General features: G+C 64.6%; 11 protein-coding genes. All 11 read right to left on the bottom strand.

Annotated elements, in window-relative coordinates; translation table 11 throughout:
* Positions 1-26 precede the first annotated feature (26 nt).
* The 11 genes from P6U24_RS17020 to eno all read right to left on the bottom strand — a co-directional run bounded on the left by P6U24_RS17020 (position 27) and on the right by eno (position 12,462).
* Positions 27-1,379, bottom strand: a complete 1,353-nt coding sequence (locus tag P6U24_RS17020; protein ID WP_407160222.1) for a pyruvate dehydrogenase complex dihydrolipoamide acetyltransferase — start codon at positions 1,377-1,379, stop codon at positions 27-29.
* A gap of 145 nt (positions 1,380-1,524) precedes the next feature.
* Positions 1,525-1,830: a DUF5076 domain-containing protein gene (locus tag P6U24_RS17015; protein ID WP_407160221.1), complete on the bottom strand. Its 306-nt coding sequence runs from the start codon at positions 1,828-1,830 to the stop codon at positions 1,525-1,527.
* A 17-nt stretch (positions 1,831-1,847) separates the two neighbouring features.
* Positions 1,848-3,248, bottom strand: coding sequence for a pyruvate dehydrogenase complex E1 component subunit beta (locus P6U24_RS17010; protein WP_407160220.1), 1,401 nt, complete (start codon positions 3,246-3,248; stop codon positions 1,848-1,850).
* Positions 3,249-3,283: 35 nt separating this feature from the next.
* Positions 3,284-4,309: a pyruvate dehydrogenase (acetyl-transferring) E1 component subunit alpha gene (gene pdhA / locus P6U24_RS17005; RefSeq protein ID WP_407160219.1), complete on the bottom strand. Its 1,026-nt coding sequence runs from the start codon at positions 4,307-4,309 to the stop codon at positions 3,284-3,286.
* Positions 4,310-4,587: 278 nt separating this feature from the next.
* On the bottom strand, positions 4,588-6,105 hold the full coding sequence (adh, locus tag P6U24_RS17000; protein ID WP_407160218.1) for an aldehyde dehydrogenase: 1,518 nt from the start codon (positions 6,103-6,105) through the stop codon (positions 4,588-4,590).
* Between the two features lie 286 nt (positions 6,106-6,391).
* Positions 6,392-7,357 carry a GAF domain-containing protein gene (locus P6U24_RS16995; RefSeq protein ID WP_407160217.1) on the bottom strand — a complete coding sequence of 322 codons (966 nt, stop codon included), beginning with the start codon at positions 7,355-7,357 and terminating at the stop codon, positions 6,392-6,394.
* A 134-nt stretch (positions 7,358-7,491) separates the two neighbouring features.
* Positions 7,492-7,809 carry an FtsB family cell division protein gene (locus P6U24_RS16990; RefSeq protein ID WP_407160216.1) on the bottom strand — a complete coding sequence of 106 codons (318 nt, stop codon included), beginning with the start codon at positions 7,807-7,809 and terminating at the stop codon, positions 7,492-7,494.
* 128 nt (positions 7,810-7,937) lie between these two features.
* Positions 7,938-8,489: an NADPH-dependent FMN reductase gene (locus tag P6U24_RS16985; RefSeq protein ID WP_407160215.1), complete on the bottom strand. Its 552-nt coding sequence runs from the start codon at positions 8,487-8,489 to the stop codon at positions 7,938-7,940.
* 139 nt (positions 8,490-8,628) lie between these two features.
* On the bottom strand, positions 8,629-9,795 hold the full coding sequence (locus tag P6U24_RS16980; RefSeq protein WP_407160214.1) for a serine hydrolase domain-containing protein: 1,167 nt from the start codon (positions 9,793-9,795) through the stop codon (positions 8,629-8,631).
* Positions 9,796-10,004: 209 nt separating this feature from the next.
* Positions 10,005-11,147, bottom strand: coding sequence for a zinc-binding dehydrogenase (locus P6U24_RS16975; RefSeq protein WP_407160213.1), 1,143 nt, complete (start codon positions 11,145-11,147; stop codon positions 10,005-10,007).
* Between the two features lie 31 nt (positions 11,148-11,178).
* On the bottom strand, positions 11,179-12,462 hold the full coding sequence (eno, locus tag P6U24_RS16970) for a phosphopyruvate hydratase (protein ID WP_407160212.1): 1,284 nt from the start codon (positions 12,460-12,462) through the stop codon (positions 11,179-11,181).
* Positions 12,463-12,651 lie beyond the last annotated feature (189 nt).

The raw sequence follows: 12,651 nt of genomic DNA, 5'->3' as shown, positions 1-12,651 counted from the left end.
TGACGGCGCGCACGTCCTGTGCGCCATTACACCATCATCATCACGGGATTCTCGATCAGCTGCTTGAACGCGCCGATCAGTTCGGCGCCGAGCGCGCCGTCGATGGCGCGGTGATCGCAGGACAGCGTCACGCTCATGATGCTGGCGATCTCGATCTTGCCGCCGCGAACGACAGGCCGCTCCTCGCTGGTGCCGACCGCCAGGATGGTCGCATGCGGCGGGTTGATGACGGCGGTGAAGTGGTTGATGCCGTACATGCCGAGATTGGAGACGGCGGTGGTGCCGCCCTGGTACTCCTCGGGCTTCAACTTGCGGGCCCGCGCGCGGGCCGCGAAGTCCTTCATCTCCCCGGAAATGGCCGACAGCGTCTTGGTCTCGGCCTTGCGGATGATCGGGGTGATCAGGCCGCCCGGCATCGCCACCGCGACGCCGACATCGGAATGCTTGTGCTTGAGCATGCCGCCTTCGGTCCAGCTCACGTTGCAGTCCGGGATCTTCTGCAGCGCCACCGCCATCGCCTTGATGACGAAGTCGTTCACGCTGAGCTTGTAGAGCGGCTTCTTCTCCTTGTCCTTTGGCGCCGCCGCATTGATCTCCTCGCGGGCGACAAGCAGCTTGCCGATATCGCAGTCGATCGTCAGATAGAAATGCGGGACGTTCTGGACCGAGGCCGTGAGCCGCTGCGCGATGGTGCGGCGCATGCCGTCATGCGGCACGACGTCGTAGGAGCCCGGCTCGAACAGCGCCAGGATCTGCTTGTCGGACATCGAGGGTGCCAGAGCAGGTCCGGCGGCAGGAGCTGCGGCCGGCGCCTTCAGGCCCTTGCCGGACTTGGCCTGTTCGACGTCACGCGCGATGACGCGGCCATGCGGGCCGGTGCCGGTGATGCGTCCGATCTCGATGCCGGCCTCCTTGGCGAGGCGGCGCGCCAAGGGCGACGAGAACACACGATCATGGCCGTTGACCTGCTGGGCGGGCGCCGCTTGCGCTGCTGGCGCAGCGGCCGGCTTCGCTGCCGGTGCAGCGGCGGCTGGTGCCGGAGCGGGCTTGGCCGCCTCAGTCTGCGGCGCGGGCTTGTTGTCCGGCTTGCCATCTGCCTTGGCTGGCGCGGCGCTGCCGGCGGCCTTCACGTCCTCGCCATCGCCGGCCAGCACCGCGATCACGTCGTTGACCGCGACATCCTGCGTGCCCTCAGGCACCAGGATCTTGGCCAGCGTGCCCTCGTCGACCGCCTCGACCTCCATGGTCGCCTTGTCGGTCTCGATCTCGGCGATCACGTCGCCGGACTTGATCTGGTCGCCTTCCTTTTTCAGCCATTTGGCGAGGTTGCCCTTCTCCATCGTCGGAGACAGCGCGGGCATCAAGATGTTGATCGGCATGGTGACCTCACGAAGCTAACTTTCACGGGCTGTCATCCCCTTCCGGGAGCCAGCCGAATTCATTTGGGCGCTGGGCGCGCCCGACCAGATCGCTCAATTGCCGATATCGCCTCGCAGATCCGCCCCTCACCCCGATGCGCCACGCTCAGTGCCCCTTTTGCGAACGCGGCGTGGTGGTGCCCGTGTCAGTGGGACGCGCAAGCTCGGCCTGAAACATGTCGACGATGCGCGACAGTGCTTCGTCCTCGGACAGGTCGGTCTCGCGCGCATAGGCGCGGGCGGCATGGCGGGCGACATCGACCAGCAGCAGGCCCCAGACATCCGGCTCCTCGAACGCGCGCTGAAACGCGATCGAGAGCCCGCCGTCGAGCACGAAGGCGCGCAACACTTCGGTGGCGTCCTCGCGGCCGATGACGTCGGGCGGCAACGGCTGTTCCTTAGGGCCCGCCATGGTGCTGTCCTCAGCGGTTACCGATAGCAGACGGCTTTGGCGGCCTGCACCACCTCGGCAGCGGAGGGCAGCGCCAGCTTCTCGAGATTGCTTGCATACGGCATGGGCACGTCCTTACCCGAGACGCGCAGCACAGGCGCATCGAGATAGTCGAAGGCGTGCTCCATGATGCGCGCCACGATCTCGGCGCCGACGCCGCTCTGCTGCCAGCCTTCTTCCACCGCCACCGCGCGGCCGGTCTTCTTGACCGAGGCGACGATGGTCTCGGTGTCCATCGGACGCAGCGTGCGCAGATCGATCACCTCAGCCTCGATGCCTTCCTTGGCGAGCTCCTCGGCGGCCTTCAGCGCATAGGTCATGCCGTTCGACCAGGAGACCAGCGTCACGTCCTTGCCGGCGCGCACGATGCGGGCCTTGCCGAGCGGGATCACATAGTCATCGAGCTTCGGCACCTCGCCCGAATGGCCGTAGAGCACCTCGTTCTCGAGGAAGATCACCGGATTGGGATCCCGGATCGCAGCCTTGAGCAGACCCTTGGCATCGGCCGCTGAATACGGCGCGACGACCTTGAGGCCCGGGATATGCGAGTACCAGGCCGAATAGTCCTGGCTGTGCTGGGCAGCGACGCGCGCGGCGGCGCCGTTCGGCCCACGGAACACGATCGAGCAGCCCATCTGGCCGCCGGACATGTAGAGCGTCTTCGCCGCCGAGTTGATGATCTGGTCCATCGCCTGCATGGCGAAGTTGAAGGTCATGAACTCGACGATCGGCTTCAACCCGGCCATCGCCGCGCCGATGCCGGCGCCGGCAAAGCCGTGTTCGGTGATCGGGGTGTCGATCACGCGGCGGGCGCCGAACTCCTGCAGCAGGCCCTGAGTCACCTTGTAGGCGCCCTGATATTCCGCGACCTCCTCGCCCATGATGAAGACGTCGGGATCGCGGCGCATCTCCTCGGCCATCGCGTCGCGCAGCGCCTCCCGGATGGTCATCGTCACCATCTCGGTGCCCGCGGGCACCTCCGGCTCGGGCTCGGCAACGGCCTGCGGCGCGGCCCGCGCCTTCTCGCCGCCGGTTTGCGCCGGCGCCGCGGCTTTGGCCTCAGCAGGCGGAGCCGATTCGGCCGCCTTCTCCTGCTTCGCGGGCGCTACGGCCTTGCCAAGATCGGCGGCGCTTTCGCCATCGGCCAGGATGGTTGCGATCGGCGTGTTGACCGCAACGTCGGCGGTGCCTTCGGGAATCAGGATCTTGCCGAGCGTGCCCTCGTCGGTCGCCTCGACCTCCATCGTCGCCTTGTCGGTCTCGATCTCGGCGATGACGTCGCCGGACTTGATGGTCTCGCCTTCCTTCTTCAGCCATTTGGCGAGATTGCCCTTCTCCATCGTCGGCGACAGCGCGGGCATCAGAACTTGAATAGGCATATCAGCTCCAGGAAAAAAGCTTGGCGCGCTGTGCGTTACGAACGATAGACGTCGGTCCAGAGCTCCGACGCATCGGGCTCCGGATCGGCCTGCGCGAAATCGGCAGCCTCGTTGACGATCTTGCGCACGTCGGCGTCGATCGCCTTGAGATCCTGTTCGCTGACCTTGGCGGCCAGCAGGCGACTACGCACCTGCTCGATCGGATCCTGATCGTTGCGGATCTTCTCGACCTCCTCACGGGTGCGATACTTCGCCGGGTCCGACATCGAATGGCCGCGATAGCGGTAGGTCTGCATCTCCAGGATATACGGGCCCTTGCCTTCGCGGCACCAGGCCACCGCCTTCTCGCCGGCCGCCTTCACGGCGCGGACATCCATGCCGTCGACCTGCTCGCCGGGGATGTTGAACGAGACGCCGCGCTTGGAGAAATTGGTCTGCGCCGACGCGCGGGTCACCGCCGTGCCCATCGCATAGCGATTGTTCTCGATCACATAGACCACCGGCAGCTTCCAGAGCTCCGCCATGTTGAAGCTCTCATAGACCTGGCCCTGATTGGCGGCACCGTCGCCGAAATAGGCGATGCTGACCGAATCGTTGCCGCGGTAGCGGTTGGCGAGCGCGAGCCCGGTGCCAAGCGAGACCTGGGCGCCGACAATGCCGTGCCCGCCATAGAACTGCTTCTCCAGGCTGAACATGTGCATGGAGCCGCCCTTGCCCTTGGAGTAACCGCCGCGGCGTCCGGTGAGTTCGGCCATCACGCCCTTGGCATCCATGCCGGTGGCCAGCATATGCCCGTGGTCGCGGTAACCCGTGATGACCTGATCGCCCGGCTTCAGCGCCATCTGCATGCCGACGACGACGGCTTCCTGGCCGATATAAAGATGGCAAAAACCGCCGATCGCACCCATGCCGTAGAGCTGGCCTGCCTTTTCCTCGAAGCGGCGGATCAAGAGCATATCGCGCAATGCGGCCAGCTCCTGCTCCCTGGTGAACTCCGGCGGCGGACCGTCGTCCCTGTCCTGCCCTTGTTCCTTCACGACGCTCTTCTTGGGTGCGGCCATGGCAATTCCGGATGAGAGAAAAAGTAGCCCTCTCTATCTCAACTCAAACCGCCGTAAAAGCACTGGCTTGGCGCACCACCGCTTTTGCTATGCCGCAGTGCAGCGCGGGCGAAAGTTTCGCAAAGCTTGAGCCGCCGTCCCGATATTGAATTGCTCACCTCGTCAGCAACGCTCGCAACCATGGCAGCTATGAAAAAAGCGGCGCCGCGCTTTCGCGCAACGCCGCCGAGGGTCCAAGTCCAGGGAGGAGGACTTGAAGGGATGAACAGGTTTGAACCCTAGAAGAAGCCCAGCTTCTTCGGGCTGTAGCTGACCAGGAGGTTCTTGGTCTGCTGGTAGTGATCGAGCATCATCTTGTGGGTCTCGCGCCCGATGCCGGATTGCTTGTAGCCGCCGAAAGCCGCGTGCGCCGGATAGGCGTGATAGCAATTGATCCAGACCCGGCCGGCCTGGATCGCCCGGCCGAAGCGGTAGCAGCGGTTGGCGTCACGGCTCCAGACGCCTGCGCCGAGGCCGTAGAGCGTGTCGTTGGCGATCGAAAGCGCCTCGTCATCGGTCTTGAAGGTCGTCACCGAGACGACCGGCCCAAAGATCTCCTCCTGGAAGATCCGCATCTTGTTGTTGCCCTGGAATACCGTCGGCTGGACATAGAAGCCGCCCGCGAGGTCACCGCCCAGCTGCGCGCGCTTGCCGCCGGCCAGCAGCTTGGCCCCCTCCTGCCTGCCGATATCGATGTAGGAGAGGATCTTTTCGAGCTGCTCGTTGGATGCCTGCGCGCCGATCATGGTCGCGGGATTGCGCGGATCATCCTGCTTGATGGCGGCAACGCGGCCGAGCGCACGCTCCATGAACTTGTCGAAGATGTCTTCGTGGACGAGTGCCCGGCTCGGGCAGGTGCAGACCTCGCCCTGGTTGAGCGCGAACATCACGAAGCCTTCGATCGCCTTGTCGAAGAAGTCATCATCCTCGGCCGCGACATCCTTGAAGAAGATGTTGGGCGACTTGCCGCCGAGCTCGAGCGTGACCGGAATGAGGTTCTGGCTGGCATATTGCATGATCAGCCGCCCTGTCGTGGTCTCGCCGGTAAAGGCGATCTTGGCGATGCGCGGGCTCGACGCCAAAGGCTTGCCGGCCTCCAGGCCGAAGCCGTTGACGATGTTGATGACGCCGGGCGGCAAGAGATCGGCGACCAGCTCGATCCAAACCATGATCGAGGCCGGCGTCTGCTCGGCGGGCTTGAGCACGATGCAATTGCCCGCAGCCAGCGCCGGTGCGAGCTTCCAGCAAGCCATCAGCAGCGGGAAATTCCAGGGAATGATCTGCCCGACGACGCCGAGCGGCTCGTGGAAGTGATAGGCCACGGTGTCCTGGTCGATCTCGGCAAGCGTGCCTTCCTGGCCGCGCACCACGCCGGCGAAGTAGCGGAAGTGATCGATCGCGAGCGGCAGGTCGGCGGCGCGGGTCTCACGGATCGGCTTGCCGTTGTCCCAGGTCTCGGCCACGGCCAAGCGCTCGAGATTGGCCTCCATGCGATCGGCGATGCGATTGAGGATGATGGCGCGCTCGACGACGCTGGTGCGGCCCCAGGCGTCCTTGGCGGCGTGGGCCGCGTCGAGCGCGGCTTCGACATCGGCCGCCTCCGAGCGTGCGATCTTGCAGACGACCTTGCCGGTCACCGGCGAGATGTTGTCGAAATATTTGCCCGAATGGGGCGCGACCCATTTGCCACCGATGAAATTGTCATAGCGCTCGGCAAAGGGCACGGTCGTCGTCGTCAGGAATTCCGGCTTGTTCATGGCGTGTCTGCTCCCATCATTGTTCATCGTTCGTCATAGCGCTCGGCCCGGCAAAACCGTCTTCGATCAGGAATTGCAGGGGGCTGTTCGCGTCGCTGCGACGTGACGAACGATGTCGCGGGAGGGCTCGTCTGTCAGCCCGGGCTCAGCGGCTCAGTGCCCCGAACTGTCTCAGATTTGCGACAGGTGCACCGTACTTCGTGGTGGGAGAGACGGTTGTACGGGCGAGACCACGCACTCCACCCGTCCCGCTCTCGCTTGGGCGAGCAGACCAGCCTAGAGCAAGTCAGTGTGCGTTGAGGCCGAACCGCTTCACCTTGCGGTGGAGCGTGGCGCGGCTGACGCCGAGTGCCTTGGCCGCGGCCGAGACATTGCCTTGCGCCCGCAGCAGCGCGCGTTGCAGGACGCCGCGCTCGACGTCGCCGAGCTGCTCCAGCGCCGCATCCGGGCCGCAGAGCAGATCAGCCGCCGGAGCCGGCTGAAACGCCCGGTCGGGCGCAAGACCCAAAGCGGAGCGGGCCATGCGCGTGGCCCCGATCACAAGGTCATCGGCATCGACCGCAAGCAGCCCGCCGCCATGGCCATCTCCCGCAGGCACCAGGACTATTCTCGCGTTCGGGAACGCCGCCTTGAACAGATCGGCTTCGATGCGGCGCGCCGCTTCGCCGACGACAAGCGTGATGAGATCAGTGAAGGCTTCGGTGCGGTCGGCGCGGCAGGAGGACACGTCGAGCACGCCGACGAGCTTGGCGTCGTGATCGTAGATCGGCGAGGCCGTGCAGCTCAGCGGCGTGTTGCGCGTGAAGAAATGCTGATCGCGGTCGATCGTCAGCGGCCGCTTTTCAACCAGGCAAGTGCCGATGCCGTTGGTGCCTTCGTACTCCTCGCTCCAGATCGCGCCGGTCCAGAGCCCCCACGACGCAAACGTGGCGTCGTCAACTGCGGCGCCACGACGATCGACCGGGACGCCATTCTGGTCGGCCAGCAGAACGCAGCAGCCCGTCGCGCCCACCGCATGATAGAGCCGGTCCATCACCGAGCGGGCGGCCTGCAGCAGCGGCGCAGCCTGCTCGCGAACCCGGTCGAGTTCAGCGTCGGTCAGCCTCAGCGGCGGCCGGGTTCCGGCGGGATCGAGCTGATGGAATCGGGCGGAGCGGCACCAGGAGGCCACCACGGCGGATTTCGCCGCATGGCCGGATGCGATCGCAGCCTCAACCTGCGCTGCGTGCTGCACGAGCTCGCGCTTGTTCATCGCGTTTGGCGCTCCTCCGAGAAGCATTGCTAAGGCAGCTCCGCCCTGCTCCGCTTGATCTGCGTCAAACTCGGAGGCGACGGAGGGACCAGCCGCCACGAGCCGGGACTGTGAGGGCAGGTCCGGAGGAGAGACTACTTCGGATGATTGATCCGGACCAGATCATGCGGATTGGCATAATCGAGCTGGAAGCGCGCCCGCTCGTCGAGCATGTCGGGGTCGACCCGGTCCGAGCGGAGCAGCGAGACCCTTTTCTCGCCCTCGGCGCGCTCCTGCTTCAGCCGCGCCAGCTCCGAGGTCAGCGCGATGATTTCCTGGTCCAGCTCCTGGCGGGCGTTGAGGCCATACTTGCCGGTATAGGCGTTGACGCCGAAATAGCCGACGATCGCAGCCGCCATCATGTAGAGGGCGACACCGGTGAGGAAGGATTTGAGGCGTGCACGGGAGACCATGCACGGAAGATGCGATGGCTTGGTTAATGGATTGCTAAAGGCCGGCTGTCGCGAACAGCGTTGGAGATGGCGAGAACTCAACTCATCCATCGACAGCCGGTTTCATGGAAATGCGCGTCTGGAGCGCGCTACCGGCTCTGCCGCTCGACGAAGGCCGCGAACGCTGCGAGATACTGCTCGAGCACCGTCTTCAGCGACTCCTTTGTCAGTTCGCCCTTCTCGTCGAAGGCATCGCCGACCGCGTTCAGATAGATCTCCGGCTGGCCGAGGATCGGGCCGCAAATACCCGGCAGGATGTTCTGCAGATGCTTGGCGGCCGCGATGCCGCCGAGCGGGCCCGGCGAGTTCGAGACGATGCCGACCGGCTTGCCGAGGAACGAGCTCTTGCCATAGGGCCGCGAGGCGACATCGATGGCGTTCTTCAGCACGCCGGGGATCGAGCGGTTGTATTCCGGCGTGACGAACAGCACGCCATTGGCTGCTTGAATCTTCTCGCGCAGCGCGAGCCAGTCGGCCGGCGGATTGGCCTCGAGGTCCTGGTTGAAGAACGATAGGCCATGCAGCGTGACCACCTCCAGCTTGAGGCTGCTAGGTGCGAGCTTGGCCATGGCGTTGGCGATCTTGAGCGTGAAGCTCTCCTTACGCAGGCTGCCGACCAGCGCAACGATGGAATAGGCCATGGGAGAATGATCCTTCTGAGCGATTTCGCGGACAGCACTTAATCCGCGCCGCGATGAACATGCAAGTGCATGAAATGGCCTCGTTCAGAAACGCAGCGTTTCCGAAATGGGCACATACAGGCCCCTCGCTCCAGCTCGGCTAACCAGCGCCCGCAAGGCAGCGGGCGAACTCGGCGACCGCCTTGTGCGTCAGCCAGATCGACTGTCCCTCGACCGGCTGCGCCCAGCTCGAGACCTTCGCAATCACCATCTCGCTCGCGGCATCGACGAACAGGTTCTGGCCGTGAATGCCCATCGCGAACAGCAGCTGCGGCGCGTCATCGATGACGTACCAGCCGCTGCGATAGTGCATGTTGCGGCTGATCGAAGCGAAGCTGCCGGCCCACTGCCCTTCGCGCCATGCCTCGGTATCGCCGTTGTGCCTGATATCGTCGATCCAGCCCTCAGGCACGATCGGAGTGGAATCCCGCCAGCCGTTCATCAGCACGAGCTGACCCAGCCGGGCAAAATCGCGCAAGGTCGCGCAGAACCCGCCGGTGCAGCGCGGCGCGCCCTTGGCGTCGACGGTGATGAAAGTCTCCCCGCTCGCACCGAGCGGCTTCCACAAGAGCGTGCCGACCAGGCTTGCGAAGCTGCGCCCGGTGGCGCGCTCGATCGCCCAGCCGAGCAGATCGGTGTTGGCCGAAACGTAAGCGAACGGGCCGCCATGCGGCACAGCCTTGGCGCGCATCGTTTCATAGAAGCTGTGCAGATCAGCGCTGGCGCCCGGCGCGAGCGCCTCCCAGCCGCTGGCATCGGCATAGGCCTGTAACGCGCCAGCATCGAGCACGACACCTGTGCGCATGTCCAATAGCTGGCGAATGGTGGCGCCGCGGTAGGCCGTACCGGCGACCTCAGGAACGTAGGACGTGACCTCCGCGTCGATATCCAGTTCGCCACGCCCGGCGAGGATGCCGGCCATCAGCCCGGTGATCGACTTGGTCGCCGACATCAGGATGTGCGGCGTATCGCGATCCAGGCCGCCGTCGTAGTATTCATACGCGATCCGGCCCTGATGCAGCACGATCAGTCCGTCGGTCGCGGTTGCCTTGAGGAAGCCCTGCAGGTCGAGCATCGATCCGTTCGGCAGTCTCAGGCCGAAACTGTCGAACGAGCACGGCCGCGCCGCAAACGGCCAGGCGCTGCCCGGCGCGCTCTCGATGTCGGCGACGGGTAGGATCGAACGAATATTGCGGAATGCCCAGCGGCTGAACGGCGCGGTGCGCCAGTTGGAAAGGTCGGCGCTCGAGGGAAGATCGGTCGACATGCGGAATCCGTCAGTAAGGTTCGGACAACGCTTTTAGTCGCGATCTGCTCGCAGCGCAAAAGATGCGGTGCCCGAACATAAGCAGGCCGCTCGTTCGGAAAACCGGTAACTTCAATGTTTCGTCATTGCGAGCGAAGCGAAGCAATCCAGGGGCAAGAAAGGAAGTCTGGATTGCTTCGTCACTGCGCTCCTCGCAGTGACAAATGGGATCACTTGTCCCTGCTCGGGTCGATCAGGAATTTCTCGCCGGTCGCCCTCTTAGCGTAAACCGCGATGTTGGCAGGATCGAGCGCCTCGGCGAGCGACACCACCTTGGTGTAGTGGCTGGCAAAGGTGGTCTTCAACTCGTCGACGACACGCTGGCGCAGCCGCTGTCCATCGGCCTGCCCGATCTTCATCAGGAACGGGAATAACAGCCAGCCGCCGACGCTCCAGGCCATGCCGAACGACCTGGCGATCTCTGTCGGGCGGGTATCGAGACTGCCGTAGATGTAGACCTGCTTGTGCACACTGGAGCCGTAGCGGCTGTAGGGATGCTTGCCCGATTTGTTGACCGCCGCCTCCATGGCAGCGAGGATCTGGCCGGCAAGCTTGCCGCCGCCGATCGCATCGAAGGCGATCGTCGCGCCGGTCTCGACCAGCGCGTCGGTCAGCTCACTCATGAAATTCGCCGAAGTCGAGTCGACGATATGCTTGGCGCCGATCTTGCGCAGGATCTCCGCCTGCTCGGCGCTGCGCACGATGTTGACCAGTGCGATGCCGTCCTTGATGCAGATCTTGTTCAGCATCTGGCCGAGATTGGAGGCGGCCGCGGTGTGGACCAGCGCGCTGTGGCCCTCCCGCCGCATCGTCTCGGTCATGCCGAGCGAGGTCAGCGGATTGACGAAGCAGGACGCGCCTTCGGCCGGCGTGGTCCCGTCCGGCAGCGGCAGACACTCGGACAGCTTCAGGCAGCGATATTGCGCGTACATCGCGCCGCCGATCATCGCGACCGTCTTGCCCGTCAGCGCCTTGGCGGCATCGGACGAGCCGGTCTTGATGACGATTCCAGCGCCCTCGTTGCCGACCGGCATCGACTGATCGAGCCGGCCGGCCATCGCGCGCATGCCGGCCTCAGGCACTTTCGCAGTAATGACCGGACGATCCTTGGTGCCCGAAGCCTTGACCGTCGACAGGTCCGCGGCGCCGGTGAGCAGCCCGAGGTCGGACGGATTGATCGGCGTCGCCTCGACGCGCACTACGACCTCATCGGGGCCGGGCTCAGGGGTCGGCACATCGAGCAGCGAGATTTCCAGCTCGCCGCTCGCCTTGATCAACGAGCGCAGTTGCAGACCATGCGTCGCGTCAGCCATGCCGACCTCCCTACCCGTTTTCAGCTTCGGCTCAGGCCAGCGCCTTCAGCGCGGCGCGGCCGGCATATTTGGCCTGGCTGTCCAGCTCCTGCTCGATGCGCAGCAGCTGGTTGTACTTCGCGATGCGGTCGGAGCGCGACAGCGAGCCGGTCTTGATCTGCCCGCAGTTGGTGGCGACCGCGAGATCGGCGATGGTGGAATCCTCGGTCTCGCCGGAGCGATGCGACATCACGGCGGTGTAGCCGGCCTTGTAGGCCATCTCCACCGCAGCCAAGGTCTCAGTCAGCGTGCCGATCTGGTTGACCTTGATCAGGATCGAGTTGGCGCGGCCGTTCTTGATGCCGTCGGCAAGCCGCGTCACGTTGGTGACGAACAGGTCGTCGCCGACCAGCTGGCACTTGTTGCCGATCAAATCGGTCAGCTCTTTCCAGCCATCCATGTCGTCCTCCGACATGCCGTCCTCGATCGAGACGATCGGATAGCGGGAGGCGAGGTCAGCAAGATATTTGGCCTGCTCGGAGCGCGAGCGGGTCTTGTTCTCGCCGCCATAGACATATTTGCCGTCCTTGAAAAACTCGGTGGCGGCGCAGTCCAGTGCCAGCATCACGTCGTTGCCAGCCTTGTAGCCGGCTTTGTCGATGGCCTTCATGACGAAATCAAGCGCTTCGTCCGCCGATGCGAGGTTCGGCGCGAAACCGCCTTCGTCGCCGACATTGGTATTGTGACCAGCTTTCTTCAGTTCGCTGCGCAGCGTGTGGAAGACCTCCGAGCCGCAGCGCAGGGCTTCGGCAAAGGTCGGCGCACCGACCGGCATGATCATGAACTCCTGGAAGTCGATCGGATTGTCGGCGTGAGCACCGCCATTGACGATGTTCATCATCGGCACCGGCAGCGTACGCGCGTTAGTGCCGCCGACGTAGCGATAGAGCGGCATGCCAAAGGCGTTCGCGGCCGCCTTGGCGCAGGCCAGCGACACGCCGAGAATGGCGTTGGCGCCGATCCGGCTCTTGTTCGGGGTGCCGTCGAGCTCGATCAGGATCTGGTCGATCGCGACCTGGTCCTGCGCCGACATCTCGCTCAGCGCCTCATAGATCTCGCCGTTGACGGCTTCGACCGCCTTCTGCACGCCCTTGCCGAGATAGCGGCCCTTGTCGCCGTCGCGCAGCTCGACGGCCTCATGGGCGCCGGTGGAGGCGCCGGACGGCACGGCGGCGCGGCCAAGCGAGCCGTCCGCCAGCACGACATCGACCTCGACCGTGGGATTGCCGCGGCTGTCGAGAATTTCGCGGCCGATGATGTCGACGATGTCGGTCATGTGTTCCTCATTCAGGCTTGTGGTGATCCTGCCGGCGCCGCTTCTAGCGCAAGCGGGAGGAACCGAAAAGCCACCTGACCGAGAGGTGACGCGCGGGCCATCATTGGCTAAGAGGGCCCGGAACGGAGACCCCAGGCCTCCGTTCCGATAAAATCGGAACGGAGGCTCTGGATTCTTGTTACGACGCGT

The organism is Bradyrhizobium sp. STM 3557 (assembly GCF_045571465.1).
Lineage (GTDB): Bacteria > Pseudomonadota > Alphaproteobacteria > Rhizobiales > Xanthobacteraceae > Bradyrhizobium.
This window is presented reverse-complemented; position numbering and strand designations above follow the sequence as displayed.